Raw genomic sequence first — 15,493 nt, 5'->3', positions numbered from 1 at the left:
CCGCGCAGCTTGTCGGCGCCGCCCACTTTGGCGCGCTGCTCGTCGCTCAGCTGGTTCGCGAACGCGAGCGCTTCGTCGCCGCGCCCTTGTGCGGCGAGCGCGCCGACCAGTCCGCGAATCGCGTCGGGGTTGTCCGCCTGGCGCCGCAGCGCCATCCGGAACGCCGCTTCCGCGCCGCGCGGATCGCCGGTTTGCAGCAGCAGATCGCCGAGCGCCGCCTGCGCGGTCACATCGCCGGGACTTACCGTGATCGCACGCTCGAACGATGCGCGCGCCTGCGCGTAGTTGCCGTTGCTCTGCTCGCCCAGACCCTCGCTGGTGTACATCCAGTAGGTCGCGCTATTGAGCGCCTCGCGCCAGCGCGCGGCGCCGCCCGCCTGCGACGCACGCTGCAGATAATCGTGCGCTTCCTTGAACTGCTCCTGCTTCAGATACGCGACGCCCATGCCGCCCAACGCATCCGCATCGTTCGGTGACGACGCGAGCACCGACGAGAAACGCGCCTTCGCGGTAACGAGATCGTCGCGGTCGAGCGCGGCGAAACCTTCGGCGATCGTGCGGCTGCGCGCATCGCCCGCGGCATCCTGCTGCGCGCGTTCGCGCCCCCGGCGATCCTGATCGGCGATCGAATCGGCGCGCGCCTTCACCGGCGCATCGTCAGGCACGACCTGCAGATACGCCTGGAACAGCGGCGCATCGGACGCGCGCACGCCGAGCCACAACAGCGCCTGGCGCCAGCTCGCTTTGGCCTGCGCGCCGACCGTCGGATCGTTCGCCAGTTGCGCGAGCCGCGCGATGCCATCGCGCCGGTTCGCTTCGCGATACGTCAGATGCTGCGCGTAGGCGAGCGCAAAACGCGGATCTTCCGGATGCTCGCGCGCGAGCTGTTCGAGGCCGCGGCGCGCTTCCTCCCAGCCTTGCGCCGTGCCGCCGAGCGTCTGGTAGTACTCCAGCGCGAGTTGCGGATCGGCCGGCTTCGTGCCGAGCGCCTGCCGATAGGCTTGCGCGGCGGACGCGGCCTGGCCGCTTTGCGCAAGCTGGCGCGCCTGCCTGACCGCCTGATCGGTCGGACTCGTCTCGCCGAGGCGACGCGCGAGCTCATCGGTCGACGCGTAGTTCGGCGCCGCTTCGCGCAGACGCGTCAGGTATTGCTGCGCGCCGTTGCGGTCCTTGCGGTCGGCGAGCACGAGGCCCATGCCGTACAGCGCGTCGGGCTGTTTCGGATCGATGCGCAGCACCTTCTGCCACGCCTGCTCGGCCAGATCGCCGCGCCGGCGCGCCTGCCAGTACTTGCCCTGATCGATCAGCACTTTCAGCGGATCGTTCGCGGACGGCGGCGGTGGCGGCTGCCCCTGCGCGGCGACGGGCACGGCCGCAGCCGCGCCGAACGCGACGAGGACGCCGATTACGAGCGCGCGTGGGCGGACGGGCATAGGTTCTCCCAACGCGGCGCGAGCCGGCCGGTTGCGTCGAAGCGGTAGCGGCCATCGGCGGCGCCGGTGCCGAACAGCATCAGGACCTCGTCGTAGTAAACGGGTGGATGGTCAGGCGCCGCCGCATTGTGCTGCGTGGTGTCCAGCGCGGCGAGATGGGTCTGCGCGAGATTGACCGCGCGCGTGTCGTTGAGCGCGCGCAGGTACGGCAGCAGCGCGCCCCAGAAGCCGAGCGGCGCTTCGCCTTGCGCCGCGCCGGTGGTGGTCGCGACGCGTTCGGGCGGCACGCCGGTTTGCGCGATCCGCTCGCGCATGCCGCCGATCGCATCGAGCCACGGTTTGGCGAGCGGATCGGCGGCGTCGGTCAGGCCTGCCCACAGATACACGCGAATCGCGTCGTAACTGCCGACGTCGCCGTTTTTCGGATCGACGATAAAGCGGCCGTCGCGCCATGCGGCCCAGTCGGGCGAAAAGCCGAGCGGCGCGGTGGACTTCACGAGCGTGTATGCGTTCTGCGCGACGCTCGTCCACGGCGCGGACGGCGCCTCGGCGGCGAGCGCGCGCAGCACCGGCAACGGCAGATAGCTCGGATTCAGGCGCGTCGTGCCGTTCGTCTGAAAACCGTGCGGACCGGGCAGCAGCATCGGCCCGAGGCCCGCGAGCGTCACGACTTCCTGTTTTTCGATCTGCGTGACGAGCGCCCACGCAAACTTCGCATACGATGGCGCCCGCCACAGCCGCGCGGCCTCGAACAGGTCGTAGGCAATCCACACATCGGCGTCGGATGCGGCGTTCGCGTCGAGCACGCCATACGAGCCGTCGGGTTTGCGGCCCCACTGCCACGCGGGCAGCGTCACATCGTCGGCATCGAAGCGGCCGCCGGACAGGTTCGCGCGCGTCCAGCCGAGCAGCCGGTCGAAGGTCGCGCGGTCGTTGGCGACCAGCGCGAAGAACATCGCGTACGACTGCCCTTCGGAGGTGGTCTGCTGGACCGCTGTCGAGAAGTCGACGATGCGGCCGTCCTGCTGCATGAAGTGCGCGATGAACTGCCGGTAAGCGGACCAGTCGTCGCACGCCGCGGGCGGCGCGGCGTGCGCGATCGCGGGCGCTGCGAGCGCGAGCGCGATCATCAATCGCGCGGCGGCCCGGGGCGCACGATAACGGAGCGCGCGCATATCAATCCTGCAGCCGGCGTGCCGCGATCGAACGCAGCAACCGGTAGAAGACCGCCGCGATGATCAGCGCCGCCAGCACGCCGCCGAACAGCAGCAGCAAAGGATGCACGGACAACACCCATTGCATGTACTCGATCGGCGACAAATGGCCGACGTAATACACGTTGCCGTTCGATATGACCTCGAGCGAGCGGCCGCGCACGACCGTCAGCGCGCCCTGGATCTGACTCACGAGATCGGGCTCGAGCAGCGCGCTCGTCAGGTCGTCATCCGACTGGCCCGCCGCGCCGATCAGCGCGACCACGCTGCGGCCGTCGCGCAGCGGCGACTGGAAACCGGTCAGAATCGCATCGCCGGAAGCGCTGACGAGCGACAGGTCCGCACGACCGGCGGTGCGCACGCCGCCGCGGTCGCCGTACCACCAGCTGGTGATGCGGAACGACGCGTTCGACAGCTGCCAGCGGCGCGCGTCGTCGTCGGACGAGAACGGCATCGACTTTTCCCATGTGCCGAGCAGCGGCTGCCGGCCCGGCGCGCCGAGCACGAGCAGATCCTTGTCGGCATAGTGCTGGGCATCGCCCGGCGCGCCGACCGTCACGCCGGTCACCGGATAGCCGGTGGACGCGCCCATGCGCCCCATCACCATCAGATACAGGCTGTAGTCGCTCGCGCTCGGCTGCGTCGGCAGAATCACCGCGGTTTGCGACAGGTCAGCCATGCGCGTGAACGGAAAGCCGCTATTGGCGAACGCCGCGAGGTCCGGCAGCGCCATATAGTGCGGAAACGACGACAGGTCGATAGTCGAATTCGGATCGATCTCGCCGCGCACGTTGTCGATGACCTGCCCCTGGCATTCGCCGGTCTTCGGCATGTCGTAGAAGAAGTGGAAACGCAGTTGCGCCTGCGAGGCGAGCAGATGCGCCGGGATATAGATCTCGCGCTGCGCGGGCCCGGTGCGGTCCGGCAGCAGGCGATTCAGATAACGGCCGAGGTCGAGCATCGATGCCGATTGCGCCGGGATACGCAGCGACTGCACGAAGGTGTTGTCGACGTTGATATTGAGCGTCGAGCGGTCGGGCGCGGGCCGCGCCGTGTAGCGGTAGCGCAGATCGATCGGCACGCCCTTCGAGCGCCACGTAAACAGGTCCGGCGCGACGCGCAGGTTCACGCGTATCACGTCCGGGTCGTAGCCGCGCACCGAGAGTTCATTGGCCGGCGTCAGCTCGCCGAAGCGCACCGGGCGGTCGGTCGGCAGCCAGCGCGGCGCGTCGTACGGCTCGCGGGCGCGCGGCGTATCGACGTGCGTGATGGTCTGCAGCGAGCCGGCCAGCGCCGCCTCGCCGAGCGTCAGCACGTTCGCGGCCACCTTCAGTTCGCGCGCATCGCGGCCGAGCACGAGCAGCAGCTTGCCGTGCGCGGGCGCTTCGCGATCGACTACCGCCAGCGTCGGGCCGTTGATGGCCGGCAGCTTCACGCCGGCCGGATGTGCGTCGCTGGTGGCAAATACCACCGCATTGCCGGATGGCGGCGGGCTGTCGAGTTGCGCGGGAAAGAGCGCGCCGCGATAGCGCGCGAACGCGCCGAACCACGATGCGACGATGCCCGCCGCTTCGAGCGTGTCCTCGTCCGGTTGCGCGGCGAACACGAACGGCAGTTCGAGCCGCCGGATATCGCGGCGATCGAAGAACGGCAGCGGCAGCAGGCCGAGTTCGGGTCTGGTCGACAGCGCGCCGAACGTCAGATCGAGCGTGCTCGCGTTGCTGACGGTCGCCCAAAGCGCACTGCTCGCCGGGTCTTCACAGCCCTGCGTGTAGTGGCCGATCAGTTGCACGTTCAGATTGTTGAACTCGGTGATGAGGCGCGGTTCGATCGGAATGTCCCGCGCGACCAGCAGGCCAGCCTGCTCGCGCGGCAATGGCAGCGTCGCCGCGACTTCGCCGTTGACCAGCACCTTCAGATGCGACAGGTTCGCGAGCAACGACGGCGAGTAGCTGTAGATCAGACGCAGTGTCGCGCCGGTCACGACTTCGTCGGCGCGTACCGAGAACGGCACGCCGTTCTGGCTGTCGACGCCGCGCAGTTGCAGCGGATCGCGCGCGCCCAGTTGCTCGAACGTGAACACCTGGCGGCGGCCGCCGGACATCGGCGTGCCGTTGTCGGCGGTGGTCGGCATCGTGTCGCGGCCCGTGCGGACCGCGGCGAACGTCTGCGCGACCGGGTCGGCCAGCGGCGCCTGCGCGGCCGCGTGCGGATCGAGCATGCGCGCCGGTCCGAGCGGTGCACCGGCGTCGGCCGGCGCGAGCGGCGCGGCGGCATTGGCTGCAGCCGATCGCATCGACGATTGCGGCACGGGCGATGTCGCACCGGCAATTGAACCCGCTGTTGCTGAACCCGTCGCAGTTGCCCCCGCCGCATTTGAACCCGCTGACTTGCCAGACTGCGCGGCGGCCTGGGTGTTGGCTTGCGCGGAGAGTGCCGCGTCAGCTTCAGCGCCGCGCGGCATCGCTGCCGCTTGCGGCTCCTGTGCCGTTGCCGTCGGCAACGCAACACCGCCAAGGCCGAGCATCACGCACCCGGCCAGGAGCAACACGCGCAACACGCGCACCACCCGCAGCACACACGACGCGCGCCGCGTACCGCGCGCCGCGCGCGCTTGGCTGCGTAACGTGCACACTGCAATCAGCCTGCACGCCACGCCATCCCTGGTCGCGCATGCTCCGCGTGCGCGCGAGCCTGTCTGTGCCGATTCGAACGAGTCACTGCGCACGCCGCCACGTCGCATGTTCCTCATGGGGTTATTTTCCGTTATTGGAGTCGTTTTTAACCGTCTTGCGCTTGCCTCCGACTGCACGCAAATCGGCATAAAGATGTTCGAAGAGTCCCGTGATGCCGCTCACACCAACGCTCATCACGTGCCCAAGGCTGCGCAGCGGCGTATCGGCCGCGCGTCCTTCGGCCCAGCCGGTCCACGCATCGGCGCGCGAAAACGTGCTCTGCACGAACTCGAGTTCCTGCTCGTGTGTGAGCGGCGCAAAGTGCAGGCCGACCCGGCCCGGCACCGAATAGGTGACGTCCGCCGGAAACACGAATTCATCATCGCCGCGAAACAGCGACACCACGACGCTCTCGTGCAACGGCACATGCACGTTGCCGGGCAGCGCCAGGGCGACGCCGCCTTCCGCGTAGTCGACGGTTTCACAGGCGAGCGTGCGGCCGGTCGTGAAGCGCAGCGACGCCGAAAAGCGCATCGCGACACGCGGCGTGCTGCGCACCTGGCGCTGCTCGCGCGCGGCGGCGACGCTCGCCCCGAGAATCAGCATGTTGTAGCCGGTCCACGCGAGGTTGAGGAGGGTCGTCTGCACTTCGCTGCGCGAGTGCCAGTTCAACCCGATGTGCACGCCGCCGGCGAGAAAGCCGAGCAGGTTCAGCAGCAGCAGGAACAGATACGGCCGCGAGATGCTCCAGTCGAAGTACTGGTCTTCGATGCGCCCGCCCTTCGCGGTCACGTTGAACTTGCCGAGCTTCGGGTTGATCAGCGCGAGCAGCGTCGGCGCGGTGATGTACGACGCGAGCACCGACTCGTACACCTCCGACCAGAACGAATGGCGAAACTGCCGCTGCATGCGCGAGTTCGTGATGTTCGCGTGGAACATGTGCGGCAGCGCGTAGATTGCGATCGTGCCGGCTGCCGCCTCGATGATGTGCGCGTTGAAAAACAGGTACGACAGCGGCGCGGTCAGAAACACGAGCCGCGGCACGCCGTAGAAGAAATGCAGCATCGCGTTCAGATAGCAGAGTCGCTGCCCGAACTTCAGCCCGCTGCCGAAGAGCGGATTGTCGATGCGGAAAATCTGTGTCATGCCGCGCGCCCAGCGGATGCGCTGGCCGATATGGCCGCCGAGGTTCTCCGTCGCGAGGCCCGCTGCCTGCGGAATCGCGAGGTATGCGGTCGTATAGCCGCGCCGGTGCAACTTCAATGCGGTGTGCGCGTCCTCGGTCACGGTTTCCACCGCAATGCCGCCGATCTCTTCCACCATCGAGCGGCGCAGCAACGCGCACGAACCGCAGAAGAACGTCGCGTTCCACAGGTCGTTGCCGTCCTGCACGAGTCCGTAGAACAGTTCGCCTTCATTGGGCACCTTGCGGAACGTGCCGAGATTTTTTTCGAACGGATCCGCCGAGAAGAAATGGTGCGGCGTCTGCAGCATCGACAGCCGTTTGTCGCGCAGGAACCAGCCGAGTCCGATCTGCAGGAACGAGCGCGTCGGAATGTGATCGCAGTCGAAGATCGCGAAGTATTCGCCGTCGGTCGTCTTCAACGCTTCGTTGATGTTGCCGGCCTTCGCGTGGCGGTTGTGCGAGCGGATCGTCCATGCGACGCCCACTTCCTCGCAGAAGGCCTTGAATTCCGCGCGGCGGCCGTCGTCGAGCACGTGGATCGACAGCTTGTCCTTCGGGTAATCGAGCGCGATCGCCGCATAGACGGTCGGCTTCACCACCGACAGCGGCTCGTTGTAGGTCGGAATAAAGATGTCGACGGTCGGCCACTGGCTGCGCTCCGCGGGCAGCGGCAACGGCTTGCGCTTCAATGGCCAGGCGGTCTGGAAGTAGCCGAGCAGCAGCACTAGCGCCGCGTACACTTCGGCGCCGACCAGCAGCAGCCCCCAGATCGCGTCGAGCGGATGTTCCCAATGCGTCGACTCGGTCAGACGCCAGTACATATAGCGTCCGGTCACGATCACCGACAGCATGATCATCACGAGCGTCGCGAAGTGCCCTTGCGCGCGGCGAAACAGCAGCGCGCAGACGAAACAGCAAACCGCGAAGGTCAACTGCTCGCCGAAGTCGAGCGGCACCGTGAAGACGAAGTACAGCGTCACGATCGCGCAGACCGCGAGCACCGTGCTGACGATTCTGCTGCCGAGAATGCGTCCGTCGATGAGCCGCGACGCGAGACGGTCGAAGCGCGAGCGACGCGGCGGCTCGGCGTCGAGCGCGGCGAGAATCTCCTCCGGCGTGGCGCTCATGCGACGCTCCTTGGCAGCGCGGTCTGCCCGTTCACCTGCGTATCGAGCCAGTCGCCGCACGCGCGCAGATCGGCCGTGGCCTGGGACAGCGGATCGTAGTGCATCACCGTGGTGTCGTATGCGAGTGCTTCGCTCACGCCCTGGTCCAGATGCACGACACCCGGAAACAGGTTGGGCGCGAGCGCGTCGCGCAACACCTTGAGCACGTCCCGGGTCAGATTGCGACCGACGTCGACCTGGTTGATCACGTAGCCGTAGCCGAGAAAATCTTCGCGCGGCAACGCATAGGTGTGGATGAGCCGTTCCATATGCGGGATCGCCGCGTACGATGCGGCATCCGCGATCACCACGTTGAGCACGAAGCGCGCGGCGACGAGCGCCGCGCGCGTATAGACGGTCGCGCCCGGCGGCGTGTCGATCAGCACGATGTCGTCGGGCTCGAGGCCCAGCGCATCGAGCGCGGTGCGCACGAGCAGCGGGTCGCTGTCCAGATGCGCTTCGAACGCGCGGCGATCGTCCTCGTTCAACGCGCCATGCGGCAGCACGCTGACACCGTCGATGCCGTCGAACATCACGCTGCGCCACGACGCGCCGCTCACCGTGGCGCGCGCGATGCCGTCGAAATGATCGACAGGAAGCGCGAAGTGCAGGCGCAACGCGTTTTGCGGATCGAAGTCGACTGCGATTACGCGCCGTCCTTTCGCGCCGAGCACCGACGCAAGATTTGCCGCGAGCGTCGTCTTGCCGACGCCTCCCTTGGCGGACACCACCGCGATGACTTTCATGACCGCCCGCCGCCCGGCTTGATGCGGTCGCGGCCCGGCTTGCCGGCCAGTCTGTCGAACACGCTCGTGAGCGCGCGCGATACAGGTTTCGCATTGGGCTCATGCGCGGGCGCGGCGAACAGGCCGGAGAGGATTGTCGACGAAGTGTTGGCGGCAGTGGCCGCGGGTCGCGGCATCGACGGCGCCGCGGGCCGCGACTCAGCCGGCCCGGCAGGCGCGCTTGCCGTTGCCGGCGTTATTGGGGTGGGAGCAAACGTTTGCTGATGGTTGCTGAAAAGCGTGGGCTGTGGCTGACGCGACGCGTCTCGTGTCGTACTCATGCTTGCGGCCGGCGCGGTGGTGCGTGAGGTGGCAGTGGTGGTCGAAGTCGCCTCGTGCGGCGCACGCGCAGTGGGTGCCCCTGTTGCGGGCGTCGCACGTGATGCGGCCGTCGCATCCAATACGGATGGCGCCGCTGAAGTGGTCGCTGCCGATGCCTCGGGCAAACCCGACGATGCCGGACCGGGGACGCTCACCGACTCGTTCGCCGCGGCCGCGGGCTCAGGCGGCGGACTGAAGCGCGCGGCTGCCTGCCGTGCGAAATCGGCAGGCGGCGGCATCGTCGCGTGTCGATGACCGCGCGCAAAAAGCGGCGCGCGCGGCATGCCGGATGCCGCAGCATGTTGACGAGCATCGTGCTCGGCCATGGCGCGCGGGATGGTCGTCCCGGCGGCTGCGGCAGCGGCCGCCGTAACCGCCGTTGCCGTGGCAAGCGGCTGCACCGCTGCACCGATGGGTGTCGTCGCGGCCGACGTGCCTGCGTCCGGCACCGGCTCCGGGTGCGCGATGTCGAGCGCGGTCAACAACGGCCAGCGCGATATGGCCTGCTTCGTATCGTCGTCGCGCGCGACTTCCTGATAGCGCTCGGGGTCGCCACCGAACCGCTGGAACAGGTTGCCGATGTCGTTTGAAACGCTCATGTCCGCTTACCTCCAGGTCCTGCCAGACCTGCTGTCTCTCTCACGCTCGTCCGTCGCCCGATGGTTGCCGTGCTTCCGATACATGCGGATTTCGTCACGCGCCGCGCGTCGTTCAGGCGGCCTTCGCAAGCCGGAATTCAAGTGCGTGACGTTCGTCGGTGTCGACCTGATGCAAAGCAAGCGCGCTTGCGCCGAGTTCGTGCAGCCACTGCCGGTATGCGCCCTCGAGAAACGCCGGCGTCCAACGGGCGGCCGGCTCGCCGAACGCGGCAAGCGGCGCGCAGAAATGCGCGATGGCGAGGTACTCCTCCTGCTCGACGAGATGCACGAAGCCCCAGTCGAGCGACGACCACGTTGCGTTGAAGAAGGACGCGAGATCGTCGAGCGTCGCGCATGGACCAGGCGGATGTGCATCGGCGAATCTGACGCCGATGCGCGACATCAGCTCACGCAGTTGCGCCGTTTCCAGCTGGGTTTCGAATTCCTCGGCGAGCGCAGTCAGAAAAGCGCGCCATTGTGTTGAAGCCTGATGTCTCGTGTAATAGTCGAGCAAGGTAGCCGTGTGTTCGTCTTGCATGTCCGGAAATTTTTTCAGGTTTCGTGGGCTGCACTGGCACCGGCAGACGCCGGTTTGACGGGGCATTGAACGGCATTTGCGAACCTCGCTAACGGCGTTAGCCAGCATAGCATCGTCCGCTGCGCACAAAAAAGCAAACCTCGATGCGAACCGCATCTCGACCCGCGCGACGTTGGTAATGAGCGACGTTTTGCGCAGCACGCACGACGCCTCTTGACTTTGGCTTTACCTTTTCACTTTGACTCAGCTTTTCACGTAGCGCGCCGGCACACGCGCGCGCTTGCTGACTGAACCCGATGACGGAGCTGCATCATGAACGATCACGAAGCCACGCAATTTCTGACCGGCGTTCGCAAGCCGCTGCTCGCGTTGCACAAGACGATCCTCGAGCATGAGCGAGCCAGCTATGAGAGGGAATTCGGCGCGGTCACGCCCGCTGCGTTTCTGCAAGTGTTGATCAACCATCCGGGCTTGCGCTGGTTGTCGGCGTTATCGACGGTGATTGCAAACGTCGACGAAATGCTCGATGCCGACGATGCCACGACGCAGGAGCGCATCGGCGCCGTGCAAAGCGTGGTCGCCTTGTTCACGCAAGAACGACCGGACAATGCGTTCCTGCCGCGTTATCGGCAACTTTTACAGACGAGTCCCGAGATCCTGCATCAGCATGGACGGGTTGCGCAGCTGTTGCGGCAAGAGGGAACGTAATCGGCCGATGCGGGGTTCAACGGGTTGCACTTCGGCTCCTGTTCGCTGTTGCGGATGGTCGGGTTTGGCTCGACGTCGGGCTCCGCAAAGGCCTGTGTATAGCGCCGTTCCCGCCGACAGCTGATTACCTGGCAATGCTTTCTATCGATTCACACGTCAATCGAAGAACAGCCGCTGCGAAGCACCTTCGTCATCGTGCATACAAAGCCGATGCGCGACATGTTCAACCCGCCGCATTCAGCTTGCGCCATAACGTCGTCTTGCTGATTCCAAGCATGCGGCATACGCGATCGCGATCGCCACCGCACGCGTCGAGCGCCGCGCGAATCTCGTCGGCCTCGACGCGGCGGCTGCGCTGACGCAGCGTCATCGCGCCCGCGGCATCCGCCGCGTCGTCGAACACTTCCGGCGCGATGGCCCGCAGCGTATCGACGCTTAGCATCGGCACGCCGCCCTCGCGGCCCTCGCCGCCCTCGCCGCCCTCGTCGCCCTCGCCGCTCTCCGCCAGTTCGACCGCGATTCGCTCGATCACGTTCTGCAACTCGCGCACATTGCCCGGCCACGCGTGCCGGGTGAAGGGCTCGCGCACGGCTTCCAGCACGCGCGCCGCCCGCGCGGCACTGCCGAGCCGTGCGGCAAGCCGCGGCTCGCGACGCGCGGCCTGAACCAGCAGTTCCGCGGCGAGCGGCGCGATATCCGCTGGCCGCTCGCGCAGCGGCGGCAACGCGATATTCAGAATGTTGAGCCGGTAGAACAGATCCGCGCGAAACTCGCCCGCCTCGACCGCATCGGTCAACGCGCGGTGCGTCGCCGCGACGATCCGCACATCGATGCGGGTCGGCTCGGTCGAACCCAGCCGCACCACCTCGCGTTCCTGCAATACGCGCAGCAAACGGCTTTGCAGCGGCAATGGCATTTCGCCGATTTCGTCGAGAAACAGTGTGCCGCGATGCGCGGCTTCGATCAGCCCGGTCTTGCCGCCACGCCGCGCGCCGGTAAACGCGCCTTCTTCGTAGCCGAACAGTTCGCTCTCGAGCAGCGTCTCGGGAAACGCGCCGCAGTTGATCGCGACAAACGGGAAATCGCGCCGGGCGCTCAACCCGTGCAGGCTCTGCGCGATCATCTCCTTGCCGGTGCCGCTCTCGCCGCGAATCAGCACGGTTGCGTCGGATTTCGCGTAGCGGCGCACGAGCGTGCGCACGTTGTCGATTGCAGGCGATGCGCCGATCAGATCGTCGAGCCGGTAGCGCGCGACGAACTGCTGCGCGCGCGGGCGCGAACGCCACGTGCGATCGAGCCGCTCGACCGCGCGCGACTCCTGAAACGTCAGCACCATGCCGCTCGCGCCGCCCTGCCCGGCAAGCGGCCCGCGATGCACGACATAACTGACGCCGCGCACGCTTTCGAGCGATTCGCCTTCGGTGTCGGGTGCGCTTGCCGCGAGCTCCGGCGCGAGTTCCGCGAGCGGTTTACCGACCGCCGCGGCCGCGTCGATGCCGAAGGCCGCCGCGAGACGCTGATTGATCGCTTCGACACGCCCCTGGGCGTCGAGCGCCGCGACACCGTCGCGCAGATGCTGCAGCACATTGTCGAGCCGCTGCCGCCGCGTCGCCTCGTTCCAGGTGGCCTGCGCGACTTCGAGCGCCGTGTCGAACGCCGCGCGCACCGATGCGCGCGAATACAGGAATACGGCTTCCATGCCGGCGCGTGTCGCGAGGTCGGTCACGAGCCCGGGTCCGACTACCGCGTCGACACCGCGCTCGCGCAGATCGAGCACGCAGGCTTGCGCATCCTGCGCGGACCGGTACGACGCGAACTGCAGGTCGAGACCAAACGCGGTCGCAAAACGGCGCGCCTCGGGCGGCGTCTCGCCGTACGTGACGAGCGCAACCGATGCGCCGTCGCGCCGGGCACGCGCGAGCGCGAGCATCACATCGAAGCCGGTCGGGTTGACGAGCACCACCGGCACATCCACACGCGCCTTCAGATATGTGCCGTTCGAACCCGCAGCGACGATGACGTCCGGCCGCTCTGCACCGGCCGCCTCGATTTCATGGACGGCCTCTGCGTAGCCGCGCGAGACGAGTTGCAGTTCCGCGCGGCCGTCGTATTCGGCGGCGATGTCGTGAAACAGGTCGCGCAACCTGCTGATGCCGATAGCCCAGATGCGCGGGCGGGAAAGCGGATCGGATAAACGGTTCATGATGCTAGCGGGTGCGATCGGGTGCAAGCGGGCGGCGGCCGGACAGACAGGTTCAATTATGCGCCCGATTTCCATTTTGAAATCACCCATTTCAAAAGTGAAACCCCATCCGGGCGACCATCAGCCCAGCAAAAGTCGCAAACTTCATGAAATCAGCGGGTTAAACGCGACCCGCCAGATTGGTCCGGTCCTTGCTCAAAGGCAGCGCGTTACAGGAGAAAATCAAATGAACCCAGCTACCCCGATTCAAGCCAGCGCCAGCGCCGGCGCCCGATTCCGCGCCGCGGTCGCGGCCGAAAAACCGCTGCAGGTGGTCGGCGCGATCAACGCGAACCATGCTTTGCTCGCGCAGCACGCGGGCTTCAAGGCGATTTATGTATCGGGCGGCGGCGTCGCGGCCGGCTCGCTCGGCCTGCCCGATCTCGGCATCTCGACGCTCGACGACGTGCTCACCGACGTGCGCCGCATCACCGATGTGTGCGACCTGCCGCTGCTGGTCGACGTCGATACCGGCTTCGGGCCGTCCGCATTCAATATCGCGCGCACGGTGAAGGCGCTGACCAAAGCCGGCGCGGGCGCGATGCATATCGAGGATCAAGTCGGCGCGAAGCGCTGCGGCCACCGTCCCGGCAAGGCGATCGTCTCGCAGGACGAGATGGTCGACCGGATCAAGGCCGCAGTCGATGCACGCACCGACCCCGACTTCGTGATCATGGCGCGCACCGATGCGCTCGCGGTCGACGGCCTGCAGGCCGCGATCGATCGCGCCGCCGCCTGCGTCGAAGCCGGCGCGGACATGATCTTTCCCGAAGCGATGACCGAGCTGGATATGTATCGCCAGTTCGTGAAGGCCGTGAAGGTGCCGGTGCTCGCGAACATCACCGAGTTCGGTTCGACGCCGCTGTTCACAGTCGATGAACTGCGCGGCGCGGATGTGTCGCTGGTGCTGTATCCGCTGTCCGCGTTCCGCGCGATGAACAAGGCCGCGGAAAACGTGTACCGCACGATCCGCCGCGACGGCACACAGCAAGCGGTGGTCGACACGATGCAAACGCGCGCCGAACTGTACGACAGCATCGGTTACTACGCATATGAACAGAAGCTCGATGAACTGTTCAGCGGCAACAAGTGAATGTCCAGCAGCCAGAGGAAGAGAAGATGAGTGAAGCAGACAACGCGTCCGCTCCGGGCGCATTCAAACCGAAGAAATCCGTCGCGCTCTCCGGCGTAACGGCGGGCAACACCGCGCTGTGCACGGTGGGTCGCACCGGCAACGACCTGCACTACCGCGGCTATGACATTCTCGAACTCGCCGGCGCCTGCGAGTTCGAGGAAATCGCCTACCTGCTGGTGCACGGCAAGCTGCCGAACCTTGCCGAACTGACCGCCTACAAGACGAAGCTCAAGGCGCTGCGCGGCCTGCCGGCCAACGTGAAGGCGGTGCTCGAATGGATTCCCGCGGCCGCGCATCCGATGGACGTGATGCGCACCGGCGTGTCCGCGCTCGGCACCGTGCTGCCCGAGAAGGACGACCACAACGTGGCCGGCGCACGCGACATCGCCGATCGCCTGATGGCCTCGCTCGGCTCGATGCTGCTCTACTGGTACCACTACTCGCACAACGGCAAGCGCATCGAGGTCGAAACCGACGACGACTCGATCGGCGGCCACTTCCTGCATCTGCTGCACGGTGTTCCGCCGTCGAAGTCGTGGGTCGACGCGATGCACATTTCGCTGAACCTGTACGCGGAGCACGAATTCAACGCATCGACCTTCACCGGCCGCGTGATCGCGGGCACGGGCGCGGACCTGTACTCGGCGATCACCGGCGCGATCGGCGCGCTGCGCGGCCCGAAGCACGGCGGCGCGAACGAGGCCGCGTTCGAGATCCAGTCGCGCTATCAGAACCCGGATGAGGCGGAAGCCGATATCCGCAGGCGTGTGGAGAACAAGGAAGTGGTGATCGGCTTCGGCCACCCGGTGTACACGATTTCCGACCCGCGCAACAAGGTGATCAAGGACGTCGCGAAGAAGCTGTCGAAGGAAGCCGGCAACACGAAGCTGTTCGACATCGCCGAGCGTCTCGAGACGGTGATGGCGGATATGAAGAAGATGTTCCCGAACCTCGACTGGTTCAGCGCAGTGTCGTATCACATGATGGGCGTGCCGACCGCGATGTTCACACCGCTCTTCGTGATCTCGCGCACCAGCGGCTGGAGCGCGCACATCATCGAGCAACGCATCGACAACAAGATCATCCGGCCGAGCGCAAATTACACCGGACCGGAAGATCTGCCGTTCGTGCCGCTTGCGAAGCGCGCCTGAACCGGCAGCCGTCTGAGTCACCACGCGCCGCGCACGCGCTTAGGGTGCGCGGCGCGCTCGAATGACGCGCTCCGCAGCGACCACGGCCGTGCCTCGACGCAATTTCGTCGACGACCGTCGATCCATTTTTTGGCGCTCCGATTACGGAGCGCCACGCCCATTTAATCGCATCGAACCAACCATGAGTCATATCTCCAACGTCCGCCCCGAACCGGACAAAGTCCTCACCGACCTAGTCGACTACGTGCTGAACCATAAGATCGACAGCGCACTCGCGCTCGAAACGGCACGCAACTGTCTG

11 protein-coding genes are annotated in these 15,493 nt (G+C 66.5%); 3 read left to right on the top strand and 8 right to left on the bottom strand.

Annotation, left to right across the window (positions count from 1 at the left end; all coding sequences use genetic code 11):
• From HV675_RS31085 to bcsD, 7 genes are all read right to left on the bottom strand, one after another.
• Positions 1 to 1,433, bottom strand: a 1,433-nt coding sequence (locus HV675_RS31085; RefSeq protein ID WP_175115297.1) for a tetratricopeptide repeat protein, incomplete at its 3' end; no start/stop codon positions are given.
• Positions 1,406 to 2,563, bottom strand: coding sequence for a cellulose synthase complex periplasmic endoglucanase BcsZ (gene bcsZ, locus HV675_RS31080; protein ID WP_246270666.1), 1,158 nt, complete (start codon positions 2,561 to 2,563; stop codon positions 1,406 to 1,408). The genes HV675_RS31085 and bcsZ, both read right to left, overlap by 28 nt.
• Before the next feature lie 46 nt (positions 2,564 to 2,609).
• Complete coding sequence (gene bcsB, locus HV675_RS31075; RefSeq protein ID WP_175115298.1) at positions 2,610 to 5,111, bottom strand: cellulose biosynthesis cyclic di-GMP-binding regulatory protein BcsB; 2,502 nt, start codon at positions 5,109 to 5,111, stop codon at positions 2,610 to 2,612.
• Positions 5,112 to 5,403: 292 nt separating this feature from the next.
• On the bottom strand, positions 5,404 to 7,635 hold the full coding sequence (gene bcsA / locus HV675_RS31070; protein WP_175115295.1) for a UDP-forming cellulose synthase catalytic subunit: 2,232 nt from the start codon (positions 7,633 to 7,635) through the stop codon (positions 5,404 to 5,406).
• Positions 7,632 to 8,420 carry a cellulose biosynthesis protein BcsQ gene (gene bcsQ, locus HV675_RS31065; protein ID WP_175115294.1) on the bottom strand — a complete coding sequence of 263 codons (789 nt, stop codon included), beginning with the start codon at positions 8,418 to 8,420 and terminating at the stop codon, positions 7,632 to 7,634. Before bcsQ ends, bcsA begins: the two co-directional genes overlap by 4 nt.
• On the bottom strand, positions 8,417 to 9,379 hold the full coding sequence (gene bcsP, locus HV675_RS31060; RefSeq protein WP_175115293.1) for a cellulose biosynthesis protein BcsP: 963 nt from the start codon (positions 9,377 to 9,379) through the stop codon (positions 8,417 to 8,419). Before bcsP ends, bcsQ begins: the two co-directional genes overlap by 4 nt.
• 112 nt (positions 9,380 to 9,491) lie before the next feature.
• A complete protein-coding gene (gene bcsD / locus HV675_RS31055) occupies positions 9,492 to 9,956 on the bottom strand; it encodes a cellulose biosynthesis protein BcsD (protein WP_175115292.1) in 465 nt (154 codons plus the stop codon).
• A 312-nt stretch (positions 9,957 to 10,268) separates the two neighbouring features.
• Between bcsD and HV675_RS31050 the strand changes: the two genes are divergently transcribed.
• A complete protein-coding gene (locus HV675_RS31050) occupies positions 10,269 to 10,664 on the top strand; it encodes a hypothetical protein (RefSeq protein ID WP_175115291.1) in 396 nt (131 codons plus the stop codon).
• A 223-nt stretch (positions 10,665 to 10,887) separates the two neighbouring features.
• Here HV675_RS31050 and prpR read toward each other — a convergent pair whose 3' ends face one another.
• Positions 10,888 to 12,867 (bottom strand): propionate catabolism operon regulatory protein PrpR, encoded by a 1,980-nt coding sequence (gene prpR, locus HV675_RS31045; RefSeq protein ID WP_175115290.1) that lies wholly within the window; start codon positions 12,865 to 12,867, stop codon positions 10,888 to 10,890.
• A 226-nt stretch (positions 12,868 to 13,093) separates the two neighbouring features.
• Here prpR and prpB point away from each other — a divergent pair, with 226 nt between their 5' ends.
• Positions 13,094 to 13,999, top strand: a complete 906-nt coding sequence (prpB, locus tag HV675_RS31040; RefSeq protein ID WP_175115289.1) for a methylisocitrate lyase — start codon at positions 13,094 to 13,096, stop codon at positions 13,997 to 13,999.
• A gap of 26 nt (positions 14,000 to 14,025) precedes the next feature.
• Positions 14,026 to 15,192: a bifunctional 2-methylcitrate synthase/citrate synthase gene (gene prpC / locus HV675_RS31035; protein WP_175115288.1), complete on the top strand. Its 1,167-nt coding sequence runs from the start codon at positions 14,026 to 14,028 to the stop codon at positions 15,190 to 15,192.
• Positions 15,193 to 15,493: the final 301 nt, after the last annotated feature.

Origin of the sequence: Paraburkholderia solisilvae, from assembly GCF_902859875.1 — a bacterium.
GTDB lineage: Bacteria > Pseudomonadota > Gammaproteobacteria > Burkholderiales > Burkholderiaceae > Paraburkholderia > Paraburkholderia solisilvae.
Note: the sequence above shows the minus strand (reverse complement) of the source record. Positions and strands in the feature narration are given on the sequence as shown.

Excerpts from the sequence above, each read along its gene's own strand:
- prpC (WP_175115288.1), top strand. The coding sequence starts at position 14,026 with ATGAGTGAAGCAGACAACGCGTCCGCTCCGGGCGCATTCAAACCGAAG.
- prpR (WP_175115290.1), bottom strand. The coding sequence starts at position 12,867 with ATGAACCGTTTATCCGATCCGCTTTCCCGCCCGCGCATCTGGGCTATC.
- bcsP (WP_175115293.1), bottom strand. The coding sequence starts at position 9,379 with ATGAGCGTTTCAAACGACATCGGCAACCTGTTCCAGCGGTTCGGTGGC.
- bcsD (WP_175115292.1), bottom strand. The coding sequence starts at position 9,956 with ATGCAAGACGAACACACGGCTACCTTGCTCGACTATTACACGAGACAT.
- bcsB (WP_175115298.1), bottom strand. The coding sequence starts at position 5,111 with ATGCCGCGCGGCGCTGAAGCTGACGCGGCACTCTCCGCGCAAGCCAAC.
- bcsA (WP_175115295.1), bottom strand. The coding sequence starts at position 7,635 with ATGAGCGCCACGCCGGAGGAGATTCTCGCCGCGCTCGACGCCGAGCCG.
- HV675_RS31050 (WP_175115291.1), top strand. The coding sequence starts at position 10,269 with ATGAACGATCACGAAGCCACGCAATTTCTGACCGGCGTTCGCAAGCCG.
- prpB (WP_175115289.1), top strand. The coding sequence starts at position 13,094 with ATGAACCCAGCTACCCCGATTCAAGCCAGCGCCAGCGCCGGCGCCCGA.
- bcsZ (WP_246270666.1), bottom strand. The coding sequence starts at position 2,563 with ATGATCGCGCTCGCGCTCGCAGCGCCCGCGATCGCGCACGCCGCGCCG.
- bcsQ (WP_175115294.1), bottom strand. The coding sequence starts at position 8,420 with ATGAAAGTCATCGCGGTGGTGTCCGCCAAGGGAGGCGTCGGCAAGACG.